Raw genomic sequence first — 23,086 nt, forward strand, 5'->3', positions numbered from 1 at the left:
TCACCTCGGATTGGCTGGTGGCGATGTTGGAACGGCAGCCGAAGGCGCAGGGCCTGGCTGTTTTAAATCATCCAGTGACTCATTCTGACTTTCGGCATTTTCGTGCAGGATGGCCTGCTCTGCCTGTTTGTTGAGCACTAAGAGACTAATACGGCGGTTGATGGCGTCGTCCGGGCCGCGGTCGGTCACGCGCATGGTAGCGGCCATGCCGACGACGCGCAGCACTTTGCCATCGTCCAGCCCGCCGATCACCAGCTCACGACGGGATGCGTTTGCACGATCTGCCGAGAGCTCCCAGTTGCTATACCCTTTTTCGCCACCGGCGTAAGGGAAGTCATCGGTGTGACCGGAAAGACTGATTCGGTTAGGGATCCCGTTCAGCACTGGCGCAATGGCGCGCAGGATGTCGCGCATATAGGGCTCCACATCGGCGCTGCCGGTTTTAAACATGGGACGGTTCTGGCTGTCGATAATCTGAATGCGCAGCCCCTCCTGAACGAGATCGATCTTCAGGTGCGGACGCAGGGCGCGCAGCTTCGGATCCGCTTCGATCAGCTGATCCAGATCGCCGCGCAGTTTTTTCAGGCGGCTCTGCTCCATGCGTCTTTTCAGCTCGTCGATGTTCGGCTCGCGCTTCACCTCACCCTGCTTTTGCGTGTAGTCATCTCCACCGCCCGGGATCGGGCTGTCGCTGTTGGAGATACGCGGCCCCCCCGACACCGCCGTTGCCAGCGGGGTACGGAAATACTCTGCGATCTGAATCAGCTCTTTCGGGCTGGAGATAGAGATCAGCCACATCACCAGGAAAAACGCCATCATCGCGGTCATGAAATCGGCGTAGGCGATTTTCCACGAGCCACCATGATGGCCTCCATGCCCTTTATGCTTGCGCTTTTTGACTATGACGATGGGATGGGACTGGTTTTTCATGCGTCCTCAGTGCTCGTCTGCTGGTTTGGGTTCTTCACAGCGCGCACGTGCTCTTCAAGCTCAATAAACGACGGACGCTCGCTGGAGTACAGGGTTTTACGGCCAAACTCTACCGCGATCGGCGGGGCATAACCGTTAAGATTCGAGAGCAGCGTGATTTTGACGCACTGCATCATTTTGGTGGTTTCAGCGCTCTTCTGACGCAATACGGTCGCCAGCGGAGAGATAAATCCGTACGCCAGCAGGATGCCGAGGAAGGTTCCCACCATGGCGTGCGCGATCAAGGCGCCCAGTTCAGCCGCCGGACGATCCGCCGAGGCCAGGGCGTGAACGACCCCCATGACCGCCGCAACGATACCGAATGCAGGCAGGGAGTCACCCACCATCGCCAGGCTGTTGGCCGGGACTTCAGCTTCGCTTTCATGCGTCTCAATCTCTTCATCCATCAACGCTTCGATTTCGAAGGTGTTCATGTTGCCGCTGATGATCAGACGCAGATAGTCGACGATAAACTCAAGCATCATCTTATCGGCGATAATGCGCGGGTAGCTGGCAAAGATCTCGCTCTCTTTCGGATTCTCAATATCGCGCTCCAGGGAGAACATCCCCTGTTGACGCGACTTGGCCATCAGGCGATAGAGCAGCGCCAGAAGGTCCATATACATACTTTTGGTGTATTTCGAACGACGGAACAGTAACGGCAACGCTTTTAACGTTCCCTTGATCGCCTTGCCGTTGTTGCCAACGATAAACGCCCCCACCCCTGCACCACCGATAATAATCAGTTCGGCCGGTTGATAGAGTGCCCCAAGGTGCCCGCCGGTCATCATGTAACCGCCGAAAACTGTACCGAGAACTACCAGGTAACCTAATACGATAAGCACGACATCATCCTTCCGCTAGTGACTGTAGCCAGGATGCGCAGGTCGGGGTTTATCCTTCTGCGTGGCAAAAAAAAGCAGCGGTAATCTCTTACCGCTGCTGGATCCTTGCCCACACGTTAGGGTTAAACAGCCTGTTCGATCTGTTCATCCAGCAGTTGTGGATTACTATCGGCAGCATCCCGGGAAAGTTTACGTCTTTTTACCGCACGAGACGGTGGTTGGCACAAACTGCAGGCGAAGCTGCCCGCGGGCTGATGTGCATGGGTGATAAAGTTGCCGCTGCAGCAGTTGCAGCGGGAGAGTTCCAGCAATCCGCTCTCAACAAAACGCACCAATGTCCATGCGCGGGTCAGGGCCAGCAAAGGGCCTTCTTCAGGCTGCGGGCACTGCTCGAGGTAAAGTTTGTACGCTTTAATGACCGCATCAACGCCGCTGCATAAGCCGGTCTTGAGCAGGTACTGCCAGGCATTACAGAACATGGAAGCATGAATATTCTGCTCCCAGGTCATAAACCAGTCGGTAGAGAATGGCAGCATCCCTTTTGGGGGTGGGCTGCCACGTAATTCTTTATACAACTTGATAAGACGGCCACGGCTCAGCTGGGTTTCGCTTTCCAGCATTTGCAAACGAGCACCTAGCGTAATCAGTTCCATGGCCAGTTGAATATCACGCGCTTCCTGAACAATGCTCTTCTCACTCATTTTTAGGCCCTTTTCTTACGGGCTACGTCATCAGGCTGGCTGATTTCGTTAAGCAAACGGGTAGAAAGCAGAATGCCGGTGTGAACCTGTTGCAGATCATCCACGCGGGATTCCTGCGTCAGCTGCGTGACGGTCTGGTGATTATCAAAGCGGAACTGGCAAACCAGTTGGTTTGTCTCGGCCAGTTTAACCATTTGCGGCAACGTTAAACCGCCAAGCGTGGTGGCCATTTCTTCCTGAATACCCAGACGAAACATTGCAGAGGCTTTATCCTGGCTAATCAAACGTTGTGCAAGTAATAAATATGACAGGTTGATGTCATAGATGTGTTTTAGCAATTCGGATGTGTTCATTTATTCCTTCCCGAATAACACTTTAATTTCTTGTGCGGTCAACCCGCACCCCGTGATGTCGCCGGGAAAACCCCGGTAAAAAAAAGAAAAGGCTAAAACGCATAGTTGAATTAAGTTTTGTATCGATGAATCACGTTAAGAAAAACAAAATCTGTCTCTTACACATTTATCGCTTCTTACAATTAACTAAGACTTTTCCTAATTCGCGGCAACTTTACCCGTCCGATGTACCACATACAATGTGGCTTCACCTGAAATTTAAAAAAAATGTGACGCAGATCACATAATATAAGTGAATTTTACCCAAAAATCCATCAGCACTCCTTCTAATTTGTTTGTTTTATGAGCAATTAAGCGCAGAATATATTCTTTCCGGGCGAATATTCATGCAGAAGTATGAACAAAGAGGGCATGTTAATTGCCTGTCGTTGTCATAGCGTAAACTGGCAACAAACCAGTCCATATCTATCACAGAAACACTTTGTCAATATGGTTTTAAAACAAAGGCTTATATGAAAAAGTGACAAAAGTTATTACCTGGCGTTATCATTTTTAGTTGAAGCATTTAGGTGGATTTTTTGCGATTACAGCGGGCTCAAAGCGCATGATTTACGTTTAGGAAGCGGATTTTTGCCCTTTCGTCCAGTCCCCCTGCAATTCATTGCATAAGAATAATTAATGAATAATTATGACAACTGTCACACTAATGCCATCTTTGGCTATTGCGCAAAAAAAGCATTCGCGCTAATGCTGAAGTATGTGCAATAACCACACAATGAAGGTGGGTAAAATGAGCTATTCCCATATCCTTGTTTCTGTTTCAGTTTCTCCTGAAAGTCATCAATTGATCGCCAAAGCGGTTGCTATCGCCAGGCCAACGCAGGCGCGTATTACGGTGGTCACGTTAATGGCCGAACCAGAGATGTATAATCAACTGGCAGCACCGATGCTGGAAGATATTCGTGGTGTTCTTCAGGAGGAAACCAGGCAATTTCTTGACGAGCTCATTGCCCGCGCAGAATATCCCATCGCGCAAACTTTGTGCGCGACAGGAGAATTAAGCGAGCAGATAAGTGATATATGTCAAAAGCAAAAGGTAGACCTGGTGATATGCGGAAATCACAACCACAGCTTTTTTTCACGCGCAGCATGTTCCGCTAAAACAATCGTCAGCAACAGTCAGGTTGATGTGCTTTTAATTCCACTCGGCGCAGAATAAAACGCCGAGTGGAATATAATCAGGCTAATTTAGGAAAGGTTGCGACCTTTTTTTGCAGATTGCTCTCCACGCTACGGGGAGTGATCTGGTTCAGGTCCTCAATGAAGCGCGCCTGCCAGCGGTCTATGTCATTTTCGCGGATCACTTTCATCATGTCGGCATGACGTGAAATACGCTCCGTGAGGGGCATATTCAGCGCACGGTGCAGAGCATTGGCCACATCGTCGCGATCGTACGGGTTAACGATCAGCGCCGAGGTGAGCTCGTTAGCGGCACCGGCAAACTGCGACAGCACCAGCACGCCCGGATCGGCCGGATCCTGCGCGGCGACATACTCCTTCGCCACCAGGTTCATCCCGTCACGCAGCGGCGTGACCAGGCCGACATCGGCATAGCGGAACACCTTCATCAGGATCTTGCGCTCAAAGTGCTGGTTGAGATAGAACAGCGGCGTCCAGCCCAACTGGCCGTAACGGCCGTTAATGCGACCGGCTTCGTTCTCAAGCTGATGTCGGATGTCCTGATAGGCCTGCACCTCGCCGCGCGAGGTCGGTGCGATTTGGGTATAGCGGATCTTACCGTGGTGCTCAGGATAATTCTCCAGCAGGGTCTCGTAAGCCTGGAAGCGTTCCGGCAGCCCTTTGGAGTAATCGAGACGCTCAACGGAAAAGATGTTTTTTACGTGCTTCAGCTCTTCTTTCAGCTGCGCCAGCTTAGGCGGTAGTGACCCGGAGGCCTGCTCGATAATCTCGTCCGGCTCAATACCAATCGGATAGACCTCAGTGCGGAAGCGCTTGCCCCAGGCGGAGTGCGAGTCATCGTCATGCGCCGTCAGGCGCGTTTTGCTGGCCACGCTGTCAAGGAAGGCCAGGCGGTCATTTTCGGTCTGGAAGCCCAGCAGGTCGTAATCACAAAGCTCTTCAAGCAGCTCGTCGCTCGGCGGCAGCGCGTTGAAGATCTCCGGGGTCGGGAACGGAATATGCAGGAAGAAGCCAATCCGGTTGTTTACGCCGCGCTTGCGCAGCTCGCCGGCAAACGGCAGCAGATGATAATCGTGGATCCATAGCACGTCGTCCTGCTGGACTAACGGCAGCAGCTTATCGGCCAGCAGGCTATTGACCCGCGTGTACCCTTCCCAGGCCTCGCGCTTAAACTTTACCAGGTCGAGGCGATAGTGGAACGCAGGCCACAGCACGGCGTTGGAGAACTGGCTGTAATACTCATCGTAATTCTGTTCACTGAGATTAAATGAAGCCCAGGTGATATTCCCGCGCGTCACCTTTTTTAGCGGTTTGTCCTCATTACCAATCTCTCCACTCCAGCCAAACCAGAGCCCCCCCGTATTTTTTAACGCCCCCAGCACCCCAACAGCCAGGCCACCTGCGCTGGCTTTTTTATCATCCGGGGGAGCGATGCGATTAGAAACTACGATCAAGCGACCCATAAGGTTTTCTCCTGTTAATTTGCGCTATTTCTTGTTCTTGTTGATGGTTAGCGGCTTTAATTACCCATTGCCAGACATCAGGTACCGTAGCCAGCCGCCAGCTGGCTTTGGTCTCACCTGCGCCGACTTTCACTGATACCCCTTTAAGCTGATTCACCACTTCAAAGCCATGCTCATCGGTGAGGTCATCACCAAAGAAAACCGGCGTTCTGCCGAGGAAAGGCGCTTCATGCATAAAGGCTGAGATAGCCTCGCCTTTGTGGATCCCTCTCGGTTTGATTTCGACCACGCATTTACCAGGCTGGAGTGACAGCTGCGGATTGTCGTGCACGATCTGTTCCGCCAGGGCGAAAATATTCTTCTCATATTCCTGAGCCTGACGGTAGTGGATTGCAAATGCCATCCCTTTGGCTTCAAGTTCGGTGCCAGGCAGATATAAAAGCGCCGTTGTAAGCTGCGCATGCAGCGTCTGGATCAGATCCGGGGGAAGGGAAACGGATTGCGAATGACCATGGATGTCGCGGCGCTCCGCCCCGTGTACACCGGCAAGCGGGAAACGGTAGGGTCTGGCGAGCTGGTCCAGCTCGGCCATTGAACGCCCTGATATCAATGCCAGTGCCCCCTCATTCAGCTGTGCCAGCTGATTCAGTGCCTGTAATACTTCTGCGGGAACAACTACCTCATCGGGGTGTGGCTTGATGGTAGCAAGGGTCCCGTCGAGGTCGAAAAAGTACGCAAAGTTTTCTGATAGTAAAGGCGGTGAAGTTAACGTATCGGCCACCCTGATCCTCCTTACAGTTGGCGAGATGAAAAACGGCAAACATCTCAGTAGCCATGTAAGTATAGACAGTGTGACGGGGCTCGCCATTTGACATCCCCCTTCCCGCTGCGGCTGGGAAGGGGGGCTACACTTAAAAGTTAAGTCGGGAGGGGGTGGAAAAAAGGGTTAAACGGTGCGCTTTGCTTTTTGCTTGTAACGGTCGAAAATCACCGCCGCAAGCAGGATCAGGCCACGTACCACATACTGCGAGAACGGGGAGATGTTCAGCAGATTCATGGCGTTCTCAACCGTGCCAAGAATCAGTATCCCGGCCACCACATATGAGATTTTTCCGATGCCGCCCTTCAGCGATACGCCACCTAAAACGCAGGCTGAGATGACGATCAGCTCATAGCCGATAGAGGTCATTGGCTGGCCGCTGGTCATACGTGAAGCCAGAATAATCCCCGCCGCCGCCGACACCAGACCGGAAAGCACGAAGATGATGATCTTGGTCCGTACCACCGGCACACCCGCCAGACGCGCCGCCTCTTCATTACCACCAATCGCCAGGGTATTGCGGCCAAAAGTGGTTCTGTTGAGCAGGAAACCAAAGATGATCAGGCAGCCGACGGTCAGCCATATAGGGGCTGGCAGACCGAGCCAGTTGGCGTAGCCGAGGGTAAAGAAGCGCTCATCTTCAATCCCCACCGCTTTACCGTCAGAGATGATATAGGCCAGCCCGCGCACAATCTGCATGGTGGCGAGCGTGGTGATCAGGGCATTGATTTTCAGGCGCGCAATCACGAAGCCGTTCACCAGCCCGCTGAGCACACCGAGCAGCAGCCCGGCCGCCACACCAATCCACAGGCTTTCGGTCATGTTAATGACCACTGCAGTGGTGACACCCGCACAGGCGATAACCGAGGCGACCGACAGGTCGAAGTCGCCGGATGCCAGACAGAACAGCATCCCGCAGGCCACCATGCCCGACATGGAGATGGCGAGCCCCAGCCCTTTCATGTTAATGAAGGTGGCGAAGTTAGGCACAAAGATGGCGCAGCCGAGGAACAGTACGGCAAACACGACCAGCATGCCGTATTGATCCCAGATCCGCCCAAAGCTGAAGGCCGATTTTGGCGCTCCGGATGTAGTGACAGAGGACATCTTATTCTCCTTACTCAGGCGACAGCCTGGCTGACTTTAGGCATGGCGAGGCTTAACGCCTGCTGTTCATTCGCCTGTTCATGTAGCAATTCACCGGCAATGGCCCCTTCACGCATCACCACGATACGGTCGGCCACGCCCAGTACTTCCGGCAGATCGCTGGAGGCGAAGAGCACCGCCACGCCACGTTTTGCCAGGGCGTAAATGACGTTATAGATTTCGTGCTTGGCGCCCACGTCGATACCGCGCGTCGGTTCATCCAGCAGGATCACCTTCATCTCTTCCGACAGCCAGCGGCCCAGAATGGCCTTTTGCTGGTTGCCACCGGAGAGGTTCATGATCAGCTGTTCCGCGCCCGGGGTTTTGATGTTAAGTGAACGAATGTGGTGATCGGCGTTGCTAACCTCCCAGGTGTCGTTAATCAGGCATCCGGCACGGATGGTCTTCCGGCGGGCCGAGATATTGATGTTATCCCGTACCGAGTGCACCGGGATGATCCCTTCGGCCTTGCGGTCTTCCGGGCAGAGCATCATCCCTGCGCGAATGGCATGGGCCGGTTTCTGAATATCGACAGGCTGGCCGTCGATAAACACCTGGCCTGCGGTGATGCGGGTGCCGCCAAACAACCCTTTCATCAGCTCGCTGCGCCCTGCCCCTACCAGCCCGAAGAGGCCAACGATTTCACCGCTGCGCACCGTCAGGCTTATCGGGGTGCGTACGCCCGGGGCTTTAACCTCTTCAAGGCGCAGCAGTTCGCCGCCATACTGGCGCGGTTCCCAGTGATAGATATCACCCAGTTCGCGCCCCACCATCGCCTGCACCAGCAGGTCGTGGTTGACCTGCTGCATGTCGCTGAAGGTGCGGACATAGCGACCATCTTTAAACACGGTAATAGCGTCGCTGAGGGCGAAGATCTCTTCCATACGGTGCGACACATACAGAATGATGCGCCCCTCTTTGCGCAGCTCGCGGATCACCCGGAACAGGTTCTCGATTTCACGCGCCGACAGCGAGCTGGTGGGTTCGTCAAAAGCGATAATTTTGGCATTGCGCGCCAACGCCTTGGCAATCTCCACCATCTGCCACTGGCCGATGGAGAGATACTTCAGTGGGGTCTGGGGATCAATATCCAGCCCAAGGTGCTTCAGTTGCAGACCGGCCTCATAGTTGAGCAGCGAACGGTTAACAAAACCGCCTTTATGCGGAAGCTGCCCAAGATAGATGTTCTCCGCCACGGTCATCTCCGGCACCAGATGCAGTTCCTGGTAGATGATGGCGACACCGGCATTCAGCGCGGCGGTGGTGTCCGCGAAGGCGACCTCTTTGCCCTGGATGGCGAGGGTGCCTGTCGTGGGGGTGTAGTTACCGCTGAGGATCTTCAACAGCGTGGATTTTCCGGCGCCGTTCTCACCCATCAGGGCATGAACCTGACCCGCATAGCAGTCAAAGCTGATGTCGGTCAGCGCGTTGACACCGGGAAAGGTTTTGCCGATGCCGCGAAAAGAGAGATACGGTTCAGACTGTTGCATAACGTCTCCGAGGATCGAGTAGTGAACGTCTGGCCCCCCGATGCCCGGGGGGCGCAATCACAGTGGAATTACTTACCGCCCAGTCCCTTTTTCTCCAGCTCTGCTTTGAAGTTGTCACGGGTGATCAGCACCACGTCGGTAACTTCAGTGAATTTCGCTGGCTCGGCACCTTTGGTGACCCAGTTGTAGAGCATTTCGCTGGATTTATAGCCATGTACGTCCGGGCTTGGCAGCAGAGAACCGTAGAAGCCGGTGGCCTGCGCTTTAGAGAGCTCGCTCACCGCATCAACGCCGTTGATGCCGATGCCGATAACATCTGCCGCTTTGAAGCCCTGGCCTTCGGTGGCGCGCACGCCGCCCAGGACGGTGTTGTCATTCATCCCCACCACCAGCCAGTGTTTCACTTCAGAATGCTGCACCAGCATGGAGTTGGCCGCATCGAAAGCGCCCGGGATGTCGTTGGATTTGGTTGGCACTTTGTAGATCTGTTTTTCCGGGAAGCCGGCCGCTTTCAGGGCTTCCATCGAACCGGAGGTGCGACGGCGTGCGGTATCCAGTTCATCGGCGGTGATCGCCATAACCGCGGTGTCCTTCACGTCCCAGCCGCGTTTTTGCATCTCTTTATAGAGTTCCTGGCCCTGGCGCTCGCCGATTTTGGTCGCCGCCATCATCACCAGCGGCACGGTATCCATCGGCTTGCCCTTGGCGTTCACGAACTGATCGTCCACGGCGATGACTTTCATGTCGTAGCCACGCGCTTTCGCCACGATAGCCGAGCCCAGTTTTGGATCCGGAGTACAGATGACAAACCCTTTCGCGCCGCTGGCTGCCAGGCTGTCGATGGCGTTCAGCGTTTTTTCACCATCAGGCACAGCAATTTTAATGACTTCAAAACCCAAATCTTTCCCGGCTTTATCGGCAAATTTCCACTCTGTCTGGAACCATGGCTCTTCCGGTTGCTTCACCAGGAAACCGAGCTTCAGGTTCTCCGCCATAGCGGATTGTGACATAACGGCAGCCAGACCGATGGCCGCCAGCGCTTTAGTAAATTTGTGCATGGTTAACTCCAGCTTTAGCGTTTTAATTTGTAGGGGAATAACAACTAAAATGTTTTTAATCGGACTTAAAACAAGGCATTAGCGCCAGGCGTGTATGAAGCGCATTTGCTTGAGATAGTTTTAGCGGGAAATTAATCATCCATAAGAGAGCGCCATCACACCGCAGAATTACAGTAATTGCGTACATAGATTCAGCGGAAAAAGACATAAATATGCAGGTATTTGTCTGACAAATAGAAAGGGATAAAGCAGATTAGTCCATAAGATTAGCTAAGATATCCTTGTGATCCGGGCGCGTGGGCGCCCGGCATAATATTACCAGGGATAGTAGATATGCTCGGCGTGATCGCGTACCGGTGCTTCCTCACCCAGCAGACGTGCTGAGAGCGTCAGCGCAAAGTCAAAGGCATGGCCCAGTCCCTTGCCGCTGATGAGGTTGCCATCTTCCACCACTGGCGCATCGACATATTCGCCGTCCTGAATCTCCTGCCAGAGTTCCCCCGAGCAGACATAGCGACGCCCTTTTAACAGGCCATTGCCGCCCAGCACACGCGCCGCAGCCGAACAAATTGGAGCGATAAATTTACCCGCTTCGTCATGCGCGGCGACAAAACGCACCACATCGGCACTGGCCGCCAGATTCACGCTGCCCTGCGGGCCGCCGGGTAATACGACCGCATCGTAGTAACTGTCGATTTTTTCGCTGAGGGTGCTGTCCGCCACCATCGGGATATTATGGTAGCTCACAACCGCCCGCGACTCGGCGCAGGCCAGGGTATCTACCTCAATGTTGAGACGGCGCAGGATATCAGTAGTGATAATCGCCTCCGCCTCTTCAAATCCGGGTGCCAGCAGCACCGCTACTTTTGCCATAATGAACTCCGTCAGGGAATATAAAACAATGTTTCATTTTCACAGCGTGTGTAGCGGAAAACTTCCAGCGGGATCACATATCGCACTATTTCCAGCAAAAATGATCTGACGCAATTTTAGCCAGGTGTAAAAATCCATTAATTACCAGAATTATCTGTATTCCACCTGACAGGAATAATTATCTTTTTTTTCGCTAAGCGCCTATTTCACCGCTCCTGAGAAAAACATAAAGTAATTTCACTTTTCGGATAGCATTAAATTTATACAAATCCCTATAATACAATCTCTTAATCATCTTCAACCTCGACCCTCCCCTCTCCAAATCCTCCATTTTTTTTAATTCCTGATGGGGGGTAAGGTTTAGTAAGAATATATTTATAAGGATTTTCTTATAATGGATTCGCTGTTATGATGAATTTTACCTGATGCCTGAAACGAATTTGGGATCACATACAGGGAAAACAGAATGCTTTTATTCTGTAGTGAACTATCGTTAATGATGATTATTTTTTGGTTACATAAACGAAGAAAAGGGAATGGATATGGCTGTCTCGGATATGATCACCAGGCTCAACACGCAGATGAACCTCGAGTTTCATGCGTCTAATCTCTCTTTGCACCTCAGCGAGTGGTGTTCAGAACATCAGCTAACCGGTTCCGCGACTTTCCTGCGCCTCCAGGCGCAGAGCAACGTTACGCAAATGATGCGCGTTTTCGATTTTTTAAAAGCATCAGGCGCTATGCCGGTTTTGAAACCCGTGGATATGACTGACGAAGAGTGCAATTGCCTGGAAGCAGTTTTCCAGCGCACGCTGGAAGAGTATGAGCAGCGCTGTCAGACGCTGAATCAATTAACGGATGAAGCGCGGAAAATGAAAGACACTTCTACGCTTAACTTCCTGCATGATATTGAGAAAGAACAGCAGCAGGATGGGGTATTACTCAAAACCATCCTTGATGAAGTTCGCAAGGCACGTCTCACCGGCATGGGTCTGGAACAGACCGATCGCCAGCTGCTTAACGTCGTCAGCCGTCAGCACCACTGATTCTGCGCGTTAACTGAATTACCCGGCCTGTGCCGGGTAATTTTTTGCAAAAGAGTCACTACCCTACTGGTGCAGAGCTTCATGTAACTCACATTTCGGGCGACCCTGGGTCGCCCGTTCACATTATTCTCACAAAACCGTTTATAAAATCAAAACACCGGTTTATTTTAGTGAGACTCACCCTGCGGTGTGAATTTCAGCTCGATCAGCGCAATGGCTTTCTGCACGGCGCGCAGCGTAACAGGGTCGGCCGACGCAGGATTGCTGGCGAAATCGATGTTTTTCAGCTGACTGGACATTTTCTCGCGCACTTCTGCGGGAGCAATGATTTCAATCACATCAAGAATTTGTTTGATGACCAGCTGGCATGCAACGACGTCAGAGATCAGTTCCTGATCGGCACTCAGGTTTTGAGACATAGGCTTCTCCTGTTTGAAAGGCCGTCATAGTAGCAAAACGTCAGCCCTGATGCGGCGTACAGGCACAAAAAAACCTGCCGGAGCAGGTTTTTCTTATCAGAACATCGCGCCTGGCGGTACGTCCTTAAAGGTCTTGCAGTAGGACTCGAACATGCTTTTCAGGATTTTGCGCAATTTCATCGGTATGCTCCGGCTAGGTGTTATGCAGGTGTTAATGTTGATGCGGCTATAATATGACCTTCATCACAAAAATCAATGTTTTTGTGATATTCATCACGCCAGTTTATTTAAAACAAAACACCGTTCCGATTAAAATCTAATATTAATCAGTAAATTATCGCACCACGGGTTCCCGTAAATTTTTAAAAAAAATTTTAAGTGACAGAGAAAAAATGACTAAAAATCACTCCGCTAAAGCGGCCAGCGGGATCTCTCCCGCCGCGCTGCTGGTGGCCGGCGCGTTCTTTATGGAGTTTCTGGACGGTACGGTGATCGCCACGGCATTACCCGATATGGCGAAAAGCTTTGGCGTACAGGCGGTCGATCTTAATCTCGGGATCAGCGCCTATCTGATCACCCTGGCGGTACTTATTCCGGCCAGCGGCTGGATCGCCGATCGCTTTGGCGCGCGTAAGGTGTTTACCCTTGCCCTGGCGATCTTCACTCTCGCCTCGGTGCTGTGCGGTCTCGCCACCAGCGTGGATCAGTTCATCGCCATGCGCGTACTGCAGGGAATGGGCGGTGCATTAATGGTGCCGGTAGGCCGCCTTGCCGTATTGCGCACCACGCCCAAGCACCTGTTGATTACCGCCATCGCCACCCTCACCTGGCCCGCGCTGGTGGCACCCATCATCGGCCCGCCGCTGGGGGGCTTTATTACCAGCTATGCCAACTGGCGCTGGATATTCTTTATTAACGTGCCGTTAGGGCTAATAGCTATCGTGCTGGCACTGCGCATTATTCCCGATATCTATGAAGAGACCCGTCGCCCGTTCGATACGCCGGGCTTTATCGCCACCTCGGTGGCGATGGTGAGCCTGGTCTATGCCATGGAGATGATGGGGGCGCAGGAGGTGAATACAGGCGTGACCCTTGCACTGCTGGCAACAGGGATGGTGACCATGATTTATGCCCTGCGTCATTTCCGGCGCACCGAGTGGCCAATGATCCGTCTTGATGCCCTGCAGGTGCCCACGTTTCGCGTAACGATGTTTGGCGGCTCGCTGTTTCGCGCCTCCATCAGCGCCGTGCCGTTTTTGCTGCCGCTGCTTTTTCAGGTGGGCTTTGGCATGGATGCCTTCCACTCCGGTTTGCTGGTGCTGGCGGTATTCGTCGGTAACCTGACCATCAAACCCGCCACCACGCCACTGCTGCGCGGGCTGGGGTTTAAAAAGTTGCTGCTGATCAACGGCGCGCTGAACGTGCTGGCCCTGCTGGCCTGCGCTTTCCTGACCCCGCAAACCCCGGTGTGGGTTATCATGCTGGTGCTCTATCTCGGCGGCGTGTTCCGTTCCATTCAGTTTACCGCCATCAGCACCCTTGCCTTTGCGGATGTGCCTTCGCCGCAAATGAGCTATGCCAACACCCTATTTTCCACCGCCACCCAGCTGGCAGTGGGGCTGGGGATCACCCTCGGCGCCATCGGGATCCGCATCGGCGAACTGTGTAGCGAATGGCTGGGGATGGCGTCGCTACCGGGCATCAGCTTCCGGCTGGCGTTTGTGGCGATTGCGCTGGTCTGTCTGCTGGGGATGGTCGATACCCTGAGGCTGGTAAAAGATGCCGGCAGTGCGGTATCCAGAAAAGGGGCATAAAAAAAGCCAGCGCAAGCTGGCTTTTTATCGGTGTTAGCAACTTAGCCGATAATACCGCGGACAAAGGCTTCGATCTCTTTATCCTGGCAGTTCTCGAAGAAGCACTGCTGGAAACGCTGACCGGTAACCGCAGTTTTAACCAGCTCCGAATCGATGGCGCGCAGGGTGTCGAGATAGTTCTCTTTCACCACAGCCGCTTTCACCTGATTCAGGATGCCCGCGTTGCGAACCTGAGGCTCTTTACGCTCTGGCGGATAACCTTCGCCTTTACGGCCAGTGAAGGCTTTTTCAAAGATAAAGCGCACGTTCAGCTCTGCACCCCAGCCGAAGCCTTTGGCAAATGGCAGGGCGAGTGCGTTACCGTTGTTGATCTGTGCAAACAGGAAGGCGTCAGCAGGATCGATGCAGTAGCCACACACCACGCCCGGGTGGATGTTCAGGGACATCAGCGCACCCTGGCCGGTACCGCAACCGGTCACCACGAAATCAACCGCTTTAGAGTTCAGCAGAATGCTCGCCATGATCCCCAGATGAATATAGGTCAGGTGGTGATCGTTTTCGTCGCTCATCCCAACGTTATAAACCGGGAAACCTTTCTCTTCAGCAACGGCGTTCAATTCCTTGAGGATGATGGCGTTTTTTTGCGCCTGGCTGTTTTCCATCATCAGTGCAATTTTCATACTTCGTCTCCTGAATGCGATGCGGGGCACCCCGCTGTGAATAGCTTACTCAATCCACCTTACTACTAAGCAAACGCACTTTCAAATTAAGTGAAAAATAGTTTCAAAAAACAAAGATGCGCTCACAATTTTGATGGAGAGGGATGTGAGCACCGGTTCGCAAAAGGATGGCTTATGATTGAAGGAGCCGGATGGTCGTGGCGAAGAGAAAAGAGAGAACAGGTGGTTATTCCTGGCATTGCGCTTTACGTCTGGCGTTAGTATAGGTTATTTCAATGCATTCAGAGTGTTCTATGAAGAGATTATGCACGGTCGGTCTGGTGCTGTTACTGGCAGGTTGCGGTATTACCCGCAAAGCTGAAGTGAGCAGCGTCGATGTCACCTCGGGGGTCGTCAGGCTTGATTATGGTCAGCCACTATTCCAGACCTCTTATGATGATGCTTATGTAACAAGTGGCACTGCCACCCGCGAATGTCAGGCCATGGGATACAGTACAGCCCAGGCCTACGGTCAGCCGATCGAAACCTGTAGCGTGATCAGCGGCTCGTTGTGTCTGAACAAAACCGTCACTATCCAGTACCAGTGCCACGGTTACGCCCCCGCCCCTGCCGTCACGACCTCGGCTTATTACTAATTTCGTTGCCAGCTTTAGAGCTGGCAATAAAATTCTGAACACGAAACAGAATAATTCTCATTAATATATTTGAGTTGCGCGCAATGCGTTTTATTCCCATTCGTATTATGATTGCTTAAATATTTATTTTACTTTTTGCAAATAAATAAATAACAAATTATAGTGACGCTCACGTTGACCAGTTAATAATAAAACGGAGCCACACCATGCTTAAAAGTGAAATGATCGACAAGCTCAATGAGCAAATGAATCTGGAGCTTTACTCCTCCCTGCTCTATCAACAGATGAGTGCCTGGTGTAGCTATCACAGTTTTGAAGGCGCGGCGGCGTTTATGCGTCGTCACGCCCAGGAAGAGATGACACACATGCAGCGTCTCTTTGATTATCTTACAGATACCGGCAGCCTGCCGCGCATCAACCCGGTAGCATCGCCATTTGCAGAATATGCCTCATTAGATGAACTGTTCCGCGCTACCTACGAGCATGAACAGCTGATCACACAAAAAATTAACGAACTGGTACACGCGGCTATGACCAGCCAGGATTATCCCACCTTTAATTTCCTGCAGTGGTATGTGGCAGAACAGCACGAAGAAGAGAAGCTGTTTAAATCGGTTATCGATAAACTCACCCTGGCCGGAAAATCGGGTGAAGGTCTGTACTTTATTGATAAAGAGCTGTCGACGCTCGATGCCCAAAATTAATATTCATGCGGCGCTATCTGGCGCCGCGTTATTATTAATGGCGGCAGATTTTACTTTCATGAGTTGAAAAACCCGACGCCTGCGAAATGAATTTACCGCGCGCCGCCAGAAATGCCACCAGCTCTGCTGCCGTCATGTCCGCGGCTGAACAGGTGTGAAAACGCGCCTCGTCACCAAAACGCGCCGTAATCGCGGCAATCAGACTCTCTTCGCTGTATTGCTCGCCGGACTCGATCATCATCGTCAGCACATCGTGCCCATGAATGGATGCCATAAACCCTCCAGAAGAAAAGGCGCAGCCTAACCCTTTCCTCCCCACAACGCTTTGCGCTGGCGCAGGTTTACATGCAACCCGCACAGCTGGTGCAGCGCCAGTCCTGTTTATTGACCGCCTGATAAAACTGGCGATAGCTGGCCGTCTCCAGCGGAACGCCGTGGTCGAAAAAGAGATCGGTCAGCCATTCGACGTTTTCAATGATCCACTCATCTTCCTGCAACCCCTGGGCAAAGGTCTCATCTTCGGGATCGATAATCGAATAGATGGCCCAGGTACCCATATCCTTTTCCCGCCTAGCCTCCGGTAAGGTTAGCACCTGGCCCTGCCAGCTAATTATCCAGTGCCCGTGACACAATAAATTGCCTGAACGACTCCATTTCGCACAGAAGGGATTACTGGCCGTCATCGCCGTCTCACTTTTTTTGAATATTTATAAGAAACGTTTACGTTACGCCTGATTATCGGGCGAAAACATTGCTCTTATGAAGTAGGCAAACCTCCTCATTTTTACGGGCATATGACCAGAGCGACGCTTAAGTTAAATAACGTAAAGATTAAATTACACTCGTTGTAACGCCGGTTTGACGAGTCCGTTCTTTTCCCTTACTCTGCGCCGCAGATTTTGTCGTCGTGTCGTAGGGTTTTAGAGGAAAACGTGAAGAACAGAACGCTGGGTAGTATTTTTATCGTCGCCGGAACGACGATTGGCGCCGGGATGCTGGCGATGCCGCTGGCGGCGGCAGGTGTCGGTTTTGGCGTTACGCTGGTGTTACTGGGCGTACTATGGGCACTGATGTGTTACACCGCCCTGCTGCTGCTCGAAGTGTATCAACACGTTCCAGCCGATACCGGGCTGGGATCGCTGGCCGGGCGTTATCTGGGGCGATTCGGCCAGTGGATCGCCGGCTTTAGCATGATGTTCCTGATGTATGCCCTGACGGCAGCCTACATCAGCGGCGCCGGGGAGTTAATCGCCTCCAGCGTCAATGACGGGTTCAACGCTGATATCTCTCCCGCCACAGGGGTGATCTTATTTACCCTGATTGGTGGGGGCGTGGTCTGCGTGGGCACGTCGCTGGTCGATCTGTTCAACCGCCTCCTGTTCTCGGCAAAAATAGTCTTCCTGGTGGTGATGCTGGCCCTGCTGGTCCCGCACATTCATAAGGTCAACTTACTGACGCTGCCGCTGGAGAAAGGGCTGGCACTGTCGGCTATACCGGTCATTTTTACTTCGTTTGGTTTTCACGGCAGCGTGCCGAGCATTGTCAGCTATATGAATGGCAACGTGCGCAAGCTGCGCTGGATCTTTATCACTGGCAGCGCCATTCCGCTGGTGGCGTACATCTTCTGGCAGTTGGTCACCCTCGGCAGTATCAACTCGTCGAGCTTCATGGGAATGCTGGCAAACCATAGTGGGCTGAACGGGCTGTTACAGGCCGTACGCGAAGTGGTTGCCTCGCCGCACGTTGAGCTGGCGGTGCATCTCTTTGCCGACCTCGCCCTGGCGACCTCGTTCCTGGGAGTGGCGCTGGGTCTGTTCGACTACCTCGCCGACCTGTTCCAGCGCAGCCGCACGTTCAGCGGACGTATCCAGACCGGGGCGATCACCTTTCTGCCGCCGCTGGCCTTCGCCCTGTTCTACCCACGGGGTTTTGTGATGGCGCTGGGATACGCGGGCGTGGCGCTGGCGGTGCTGGCGCTTCTGCTGCCCTCGCTGCTGGTCTGGCAAAGCCGTAAGCATCATCCTGAAGGGAACTACCGGGTACCAGGCGGTAAGCCTGTGCTCTGTCTGGTCTTCGCCTGCGGGATCGCGATAATCCTGGTGCAGTTCGGGATTACGGCGGGGTTGCTGCCAGAGGTGGGATAGCGTGCAATGATGCCGGGTGGCGCTGCGCTTACCCGGCCTACGAATAGTGTAGGCCCGCGCAAGCGAAACGCCGCCGGGCGCTGTTAATGCAGACAGCAGTTCTTGAATTTCTTGCCGCTGCCGCACGGACAGGGATCGTTGCGTCCCACTTTGGTGCCGTTGATCACCGGCTGCTGAGTAACCGGCTCTTGCGGGTTGGCAATCCAGTAGTTATACAGACGCAGCGCTGCCGGACGAATCCCCTCGATGCTCTGCTGGAACTCCTCTTCACTGAAGGAATCCAGGCGCTCAAAGTTCTCTTCGGAGCCGTGCAGGGCAATTAAATCCAGATCGGCACGCAGTGACTCCGGCAGGGATGACCAGTCGGTCAGCGCCACGCCGCGCATATAGCCGAAGCACCACTCTTCCACCACGGTATAGGTTTCACCGTCGACATCGTTCATACCGAACATCGGTTCAAACTGATCCGGGTAGTCGCTCAGGCGTTCGGCGATATCGTTCATATGCTTGAAGCAGAGATCGATGAAGCGGTTCATCTCGCGCTCGTTCTTCCAGCGCGGAATGTTCTTTTCACCGCCCCACACCGCCACCAGCGAGCGGTCCGGCTCCACCACCACGGGGCCGGAAAGCACCGCGGTCAACATACCGTCGAGTTCTGAGACATCCATAACGGACTCGTCATCATGACCGTAGGTCATTAAGGTCTCTTCCAGCCACTCCATTTCGGTTTCGTTTAACGGGCCTTCAGTCATGGGTCAATCTCCTGCAGAATAGAATGGCGTGCAGGGTAACACAGAAACGGTTCTCTTCCCTGTTTATCCGCGGTCTTAGCTGGTGCAAAAAAGGTTAAATCATGACCGTTGCACCGGGTATCTGTTTTGCTGTTAATGAGATGGACTGAGCGTAACCGGCGCCCCCTACGGGTGGAAATCGTCCGGCAACTGCGCGAAATCTACTTTCTGCATCTTAAAGTTGGTCACCCAGGCGCTGCCCGCCTCCTGTTCCGAGACAAATGCGTATTTCGGCGTCAGCTCCTTCGCCTGAATGCCGGTCCAGACCGAGAAGAAATCGAGAAAATCATTGGCGGAACGCCGGGCTTTGATCAGGCGGTGCTCTTTATCGTCACTCGATACGATCATAAACGGCACCTGGTAGTTTTGCTGCCAGGCATCACCGTGAGCCATATATTGCCCGCCGGTCAGACGGGCTTTATAGGTCAGACCGTGATCGGAAAAGTAGACCATCGAGAAACTGTCGCCAGTGTTCTGCAATTGCTGATAAAGCTGTTTTAACAGGGTATCGGTCTGGGTGATGCTGTAGATATAACAGGAGGTCTCTTTCGACTGCACAAACTCGGCGTATTTCCCCTGGGTGCGTTCGCAGGCCTGCGGATGGGAACCCATCAGGTGCAGGACAATCAGTCGCGTTTGTATGCGCGGGGTTGAGAGCACCTGCTGGGTCATCTGCAGTAAGGCTTCGTCCCGAGGATTACTCTCGTCTTCGTAATACCCCTTTCTGAGAAACTGCACCTCATCGGCCCGCTTCGCAATACTGGCAATGGCGGTATCGTACTCGCCAATCTGCCCCTGATTGGAGAACCACCAGGTCTGAAATCCGGCGCGATTCGCCAGCGTGACAACGTTATTTTGATACTCCGGCGTATCACCACTCACCCGGCTCAGGGAGTACCCCAGCGAGGTTTGGGTGGAGGCGCTGGCGGCAATGTAATCGGTAAACAGGATTCCCTTCACCGAGCTGGCGAACGGCGTATTATTCCACTGCCCGCCAAAGGCACCCAGCGCATCCCGGCGTGCGCTTTCACCGATCACCATCACGTAGTTATGGTAGCGGGGCTTCACCGCCAGAACGGTCCAGTTGTCCTTCACTTTGGCCAGCTCCAGCATGCGGGCTTTCTCCGTAACCACTTCCCGATTGTTGATCACCACATCTTTTACAAAGCGGAACACCGGATACCCCACGTCCATCAGGGTAAAGTGCCCCCAGTAAACCAGGTTTTTCAGGGGGGTTAAAAAGAAACAGAGGACGCTAAAGGCCAGACAGAGCATATCGAAACGGCGCCAGCCCTGTTTGGGCATAATCTTACGCCGGAGTGCAATGAGGCCTAATGCCAGAATAATGAATGACACCAGATAGCTGTGCCACGGAAATATCGTCAGGATCTCGACGGACTCATTAAAATTGGTGGAATGTAATGCTAACAGCGTATTGAAATTTGGCGCGCCATACGCTTGCTGAAAAGGAAAGTAGATCGCAGCCAGCAGACTGCACAGGATAATAACGCCTTTTTGCAGGCGGGGGGTGATTCGCCAGAGCACTAACAGCACGCAGCAAAATGCCACCGTATAGATTGCGCTGAATGAGTAGCCGAAAGAGTAATTTATTAGTACCGACTGAAGAAAATAAAAGGCGATCCAGGGATTGAGCGTAATATCGCGGATCCAGAGGGTATATTTGCTGGCTGTTATATTCATATTTACCATCACCCAAAATATAGTGTAAAAACGCTGAGAGCAAGGATCGCTCCACCGCCGATAAAGAAAAGGCATGGATAAAAAGGATCGTTTTATGGAGAAACTTATCAAAAGATAGAGCGGACGAACGGGAAGATCAATGTTTCGTAACAATATATTTATAAAACTTAAGGCGTATCATCATTAATTATTCATAATTGTCTGAAATATCGCCTTTCCCTCATCCAGGGAAAGGCAAAAATACATTAAACAACAATTAATCCATCATGAGTTCGTATTATATTTACAGCTTTTCAATATGATTGAGCGTCGCCGTATAACCTGTTTTCGCCACCGCCTGTAATAATGTCTCGACAGGGAAACCTTCCGCGACGATAACGTCGGTTTGTCGGGTCTTTAATGACGCTTTCGCTTTCACTACCCCTTCGGTTTCCCGCAGCGCCTGGTTAACCGAAATGACGCACAGCGAACAGGTCATGCCCTGAACATCCAGCACCACTTTTTGATTCGCCGCCTGAGCAAACAGCGGAAGCAGCAGACACGCGCTTATCAACAGTCGTTTCATTCCATCACCTCATAAACCCAGGTCACCACCGTGGGGTAGAACAGCACCAGCAGCAGCACCGGCAGCGTGAGCCAGAACAGCAGACGCATCTGCCCCAGGGTTAAACGCCCGGTACACCACAGCCTTTTTGAAAAATAGAGCCGCCAGAACACCCGCAGCATCAGCCCGAGGGAGAGCACAATCATCGGCAGGCGCAGGAACTCAAGCTGGCTGAGCCCGGCAAACCCCGCCGCCGAGATGCCAAAGAGCAGATAGAGCAGCGGACCGACGCAGCAGAGCCCGGCGGTAACGGCAGCCGCGGCTGCCGTCAGCAGGGTAAGGCCTGCCCCCTTAGCGTTGTTCGGTTGAGACATAGTGGTAAGTGAACACCTTTGGATCGTAGAAATTGAGTGGATCGCCGTCCACCTCGGCATAGGGGTAGCCAAAGTTATTTACCGCCCCCTGCTCCGTCCCCGGATAGAGCTCAAAATCGCGCCCATAGTTGAAGCCCACCCAGTTCATCTCCCAGTTGCCAAAGAGGTAAGCATTCACCGCCTGCACATCGGGATCCTGATGGGCTTTTTTCTCCGCCAGACGCATTTTGGTGACGTCCGCCGGGTCACACGGCAGCCAGCCGTAACCGGCCAGATAAAACTCCGCGCGGCAGTGCTGTCCGCCGCTGACATCGGCCACGCCCGCGCTATCGGCTTTGCCGAAGGCGCTGGCGGAGTAGCGCTCCAGTTTGTTGGCTCTGCCCAGACGGATGCCGAACAGTTCCCGCGCCGGGATCCCGCTGGCGCGCGCCAGCGCCACAAACACCGAGCTGATGTCGGTGCATTTGCCGCTGAGCTTGCCGCTTTGCAGAATGGTCGCCACGTCGCCGGTGCCACAGCCAATGACGTCGTTATCGCGTTCCATATGGCTGCTGACCCATTCGTAAATCAGGCGCGCTTTCTTCAGTGGATCGGTTTCGCCGCCGGTAATTTTTTGCGCCGTTTCGCGCACCAGGCCATCAACCGGTGTGTGCGTTGTTGGCAGCAGGTATGGCTTCACCGCCAGCGGATAAACAATCTGTTCCGGTGCCTGCCAGTTTTTCAGCGCGTCATGTTTCAGCGGCTCCCAGTCCGCCGTTTCGATCTCAAGATCGAGCTGAAGCAGCAGATCGCCTTCACTTTTTGGCCAGGTTGCGAACAGGGTTTTCGCGCCATAAGCGTTGTTGGTGGTGACATAGGCCTGCTGATAGTTGCCGGTAAACGCCATGCCGGTCATCTGCTGAAAGGCAGTATCCACCGGAAGCGGGATCCACAGCTTCACGACGCCGCTGGAGCCCTGCGGCGGCACCAGTTTATAGGTTTGCGACAAGACAAAGCGGCGGCGCATCACCGGCGCTATGGGCGCCAGGCTGGTTTTTACCGTCTCGCTGGCGAGAGCCGGGCCTACTAAACCTGCGGCAGAAAGAAGAACGCTATTTTTAAGAAATTGTCGACGCTGCATGGCTATCTGTCCCTTGAAAATGAGTCTGGCGACGGCAAAACGGGCCGACAGCACAGAGGTTCATCACAGCAGACAGGCGCTGGCGCGAAGCGATGGGATTTATTCATCAATAACAGACCTGTTAACTGTGAATGATAAAAATTTTGGAGACGGTATTAGGCGCTTTTCAGCGCCGGTTGTACAGGCTTGAAGTCAA

General features: G+C 53.2%; 26 protein-coding genes. 6 read left to right on the forward strand and 20 right to left on the reverse strand.

Translation table 11 applies throughout. The features are described from left to right. From motB to flhD, 4 genes are all read right to left on the reverse strand, one after another. Positions 1-930: a flagellar motor protein MotB gene (motB, locus tag ACOKCT_RS06880; protein ID WP_103180093.1), complete on the reverse strand. Its 930-nt coding sequence runs from the start codon at positions 928-930 to the stop codon at positions 1-3. Next, positions 927-1,814 (reverse strand): flagellar motor stator protein MotA, encoded by an 888-nt coding sequence (motA, locus tag ACOKCT_RS06885; protein WP_103180094.1) that lies wholly within the window; start codon positions 1,812-1,814, stop codon positions 927-929. Before motA ends, motB begins: the two co-directional genes overlap by 4 nt. Before the next feature lie 122 nt (positions 1,815-1,936). Further along, complete coding sequence (gene flhC / locus ACOKCT_RS06890) at positions 1,937-2,515, reverse strand: flagellar transcriptional regulator FlhC (RefSeq protein ID WP_103180095.1); 579 nt, start codon at positions 2,513-2,515, stop codon at positions 1,937-1,939. Positions 2,516-2,517: 2 nt separating this feature from the next. Next, the gene (gene flhD / locus ACOKCT_RS06895) at positions 2,518-2,868 is read right to left on the reverse strand and encodes a flagellar transcriptional regulator FlhD (RefSeq protein ID WP_103180096.1); all 351 of its coding nucleotides are present in this window, start codon (positions 2,866-2,868) and stop codon (positions 2,518-2,520) included. A gap of 790 nt (positions 2,869-3,658) precedes the next feature. Here flhD and uspC point away from each other — a divergent pair. Continuing rightward, positions 3,659-4,087: a universal stress protein UspC gene (gene uspC / locus ACOKCT_RS06900; RefSeq protein WP_103180097.1), complete on the forward strand. Its 429-nt coding sequence runs from the start codon at positions 3,659-3,661 to the stop codon at positions 4,085-4,087. Positions 4,088-4,106: 19 nt separating this feature from the next. On the opposite strand, the gene otsA is transcribed toward uspC, so the two are convergent. From otsA to ACOKCT_RS06930, 6 genes are all read right to left on the reverse strand, one after another. Then, positions 4,107-5,531 carry an alpha,alpha-trehalose-phosphate synthase gene (gene otsA, locus ACOKCT_RS06905; protein WP_420193305.1) on the reverse strand — a complete coding sequence of 475 codons (1,425 nt, stop codon included), beginning with the start codon at positions 5,529-5,531 and terminating at the stop codon, positions 4,107-4,109. Next, positions 5,506-6,312 carry a trehalose-phosphatase gene (gene otsB / locus ACOKCT_RS06910; protein WP_103180099.1) on the reverse strand — a complete coding sequence of 269 codons (807 nt, stop codon included), beginning with the start codon at positions 6,310-6,312 and terminating at the stop codon, positions 5,506-5,508. Before otsB ends, otsA begins: the two co-directional genes overlap by 26 nt. Positions 6,313-6,477: 165 nt before the next feature. Further along, positions 6,478-7,458, reverse strand: coding sequence for an arabinose ABC transporter permease AraH (gene araH / locus ACOKCT_RS06915; protein ID WP_103180100.1), 981 nt, complete (start codon positions 7,456-7,458; stop codon positions 6,478-6,480). Between the two features lie 14 nt (positions 7,459-7,472). Next, positions 7,473-8,987, reverse strand: a complete 1,515-nt coding sequence (araG, locus tag ACOKCT_RS06920; RefSeq protein WP_159339531.1) for an L-arabinose ABC transporter ATP-binding protein AraG — start codon at positions 8,985-8,987, stop codon at positions 7,473-7,475. A gap of 68 nt (positions 8,988-9,055) precedes the next feature. After that, positions 9,056-10,045, reverse strand: coding sequence for an arabinose ABC transporter substrate-binding protein AraF (araF, locus tag ACOKCT_RS06925; protein WP_103180102.1), 990 nt, complete (start codon positions 10,043-10,045; stop codon positions 9,056-9,058). A gap of 315 nt (positions 10,046-10,360) precedes the next feature. Next, positions 10,361-10,918 (reverse strand): DJ-1 family glyoxalase III, encoded by a 558-nt coding sequence (locus ACOKCT_RS06930; protein ID WP_420193306.1) that lies wholly within the window; start codon positions 10,916-10,918, stop codon positions 10,361-10,363. Positions 10,919-11,460: 542 nt separating this feature from the next. Between ACOKCT_RS06930 and ACOKCT_RS06935 the strand changes: the two genes are divergently transcribed. Further along, a complete protein-coding gene (locus tag ACOKCT_RS06935; RefSeq protein ID WP_103181106.1) occupies positions 11,461-11,964 on the forward strand; it encodes a non-heme ferritin-like protein in 504 nt (167 codons plus the stop codon). Positions 11,965-12,131: 167 nt separating this feature from the next. Here ACOKCT_RS06935 and ACOKCT_RS06940 read toward each other — a convergent pair whose 3' ends face one another. Both ACOKCT_RS06940 and azuC read right to left on the reverse strand, forming a co-directional pair. Beyond that, the gene (locus tag ACOKCT_RS06940; protein ID WP_039030868.1) at positions 12,132-12,383 is read right to left on the reverse strand and encodes a DUF2766 family protein; all 252 of its coding nucleotides are present in this window, start codon (positions 12,381-12,383) and stop codon (positions 12,132-12,134) included. A 96-nt stretch (positions 12,384-12,479) separates the two neighbouring features. Next, complete coding sequence (gene azuC / locus ACOKCT_RS06945) at positions 12,480-12,563, reverse strand: stress response protein AzuC (protein ID WP_098946254.1); 84 nt, start codon at positions 12,561-12,563, stop codon at positions 12,480-12,482. 212 nt (positions 12,564-12,775) lie between these two features. Here azuC and ACOKCT_RS06950 point away from each other — a divergent pair, with 212 nt between their 5' ends. Beyond that, complete coding sequence (locus ACOKCT_RS06950) at positions 12,776-14,197, forward strand: MFS transporter (RefSeq protein ID WP_420193307.1); 1,422 nt, start codon at positions 12,776-12,778, stop codon at positions 14,195-14,197. A gap of 41 nt (positions 14,198-14,238) precedes the next feature. On the opposite strand, the gene ACOKCT_RS06955 is transcribed toward ACOKCT_RS06950, so the two are convergent. Then, positions 14,239-14,877 carry an RpiB/LacA/LacB family sugar-phosphate isomerase gene (locus tag ACOKCT_RS06955; RefSeq protein ID WP_420193308.1) on the reverse strand — a complete coding sequence of 213 codons (639 nt, stop codon included), beginning with the start codon at positions 14,875-14,877 and terminating at the stop codon, positions 14,239-14,241. Between the two features lie 293 nt (positions 14,878-15,170). Here ACOKCT_RS06955 and yecR point away from each other — a divergent pair, with 293 nt between their 5' ends. After that, the gene (yecR, locus tag ACOKCT_RS06960) at positions 15,171-15,512 is read left to right on the forward strand and encodes a YecR family lipoprotein (protein WP_103180106.1); all 342 of its coding nucleotides are present in this window, start codon (positions 15,171-15,173) and stop codon (positions 15,510-15,512) included. A 206-nt stretch (positions 15,513-15,718) separates the two neighbouring features. Further along, positions 15,719-16,216, forward strand: coding sequence for a non-heme ferritin (gene ftnA, locus ACOKCT_RS06965; RefSeq protein ID WP_103180107.1), 498 nt, complete (start codon positions 15,719-15,721; stop codon positions 16,214-16,216). 34 nt (positions 16,217-16,250) lie between these two features. On the opposite strand, the gene ACOKCT_RS06970 is transcribed toward ftnA, so the two are convergent. Together ACOKCT_RS06970 and ACOKCT_RS06975 are read right to left on the reverse strand one after the other, a co-directional pair. Then, on the reverse strand, positions 16,251-16,490 hold the full coding sequence (locus tag ACOKCT_RS06970) for a YecH family metal-binding protein (RefSeq protein ID WP_103180108.1): 240 nt from the start codon (positions 16,488-16,490) through the stop codon (positions 16,251-16,253). A gap of 67 nt (positions 16,491-16,557) precedes the next feature. After that, positions 16,558-16,899 (reverse strand): hypothetical protein, encoded by a 342-nt coding sequence (locus ACOKCT_RS06975; RefSeq protein ID WP_103180109.1) that lies wholly within the window; start codon positions 16,897-16,899, stop codon positions 16,558-16,560. A 249-nt stretch (positions 16,900-17,148) separates the two neighbouring features. Here ACOKCT_RS06975 and tyrP point away from each other — a divergent pair, with 249 nt between their 5' ends. Continuing rightward, positions 17,149-18,360, forward strand: coding sequence for a tyrosine transporter TyrP (gene tyrP, locus ACOKCT_RS06980; RefSeq protein ID WP_103180110.1), 1,212 nt, complete (start codon positions 17,149-17,151; stop codon positions 18,358-18,360). Positions 18,361-18,443: 83 nt separating this feature from the next. On the opposite strand, the gene ACOKCT_RS06985 is transcribed toward tyrP, so the two are convergent. From ACOKCT_RS06985 to ACOKCT_RS07005, 5 genes are all read right to left on the reverse strand, one after another. Beyond that, entirely contained in the window at positions 18,444-19,112 is a 669-nt protein-coding gene (locus tag ACOKCT_RS06985; RefSeq protein ID WP_420193309.1) for a YecA family protein, read from the reverse strand. 165 nt (positions 19,113-19,277) lie between these two features. Beyond that, positions 19,278-20,852, reverse strand: coding sequence for a sulfatase-like hydrolase/transferase (locus ACOKCT_RS06990; RefSeq protein WP_420193310.1), 1,575 nt, complete (start codon positions 20,850-20,852; stop codon positions 19,278-19,280). Between the two features lie 283 nt (positions 20,853-21,135). Next, positions 21,136-21,417 carry a heavy-metal-associated domain-containing protein gene (locus tag ACOKCT_RS06995; protein WP_103180113.1) on the reverse strand — a complete coding sequence of 94 codons (282 nt, stop codon included), beginning with the start codon at positions 21,415-21,417 and terminating at the stop codon, positions 21,136-21,138. After that, positions 21,414-21,770, reverse strand: coding sequence for a mercuric transporter MerT family protein (locus ACOKCT_RS07000; protein ID WP_156654822.1), 357 nt, complete (start codon positions 21,768-21,770; stop codon positions 21,414-21,416). Before ACOKCT_RS07000 ends, ACOKCT_RS06995 begins: the two co-directional genes overlap by 4 nt. Further along, a complete protein-coding gene (locus ACOKCT_RS07005) occupies positions 21,748-22,890 on the reverse strand; it encodes a transglutaminase-like domain-containing protein (RefSeq protein ID WP_420193311.1) in 1,143 nt (380 codons plus the stop codon). Before ACOKCT_RS07005 ends, ACOKCT_RS07000 begins: the two co-directional genes overlap by 23 nt. Positions 22,891-23,086 lie beyond the last annotated feature (196 nt).

The sequence above is a fragment of the Leclercia sp. M-A074-M genome (genome assembly GCF_965195605.1).
Taxonomy (GTDB): Bacteria; Pseudomonadota; Gammaproteobacteria; order Enterobacterales; family Enterobacteriaceae; genus Enterobacter.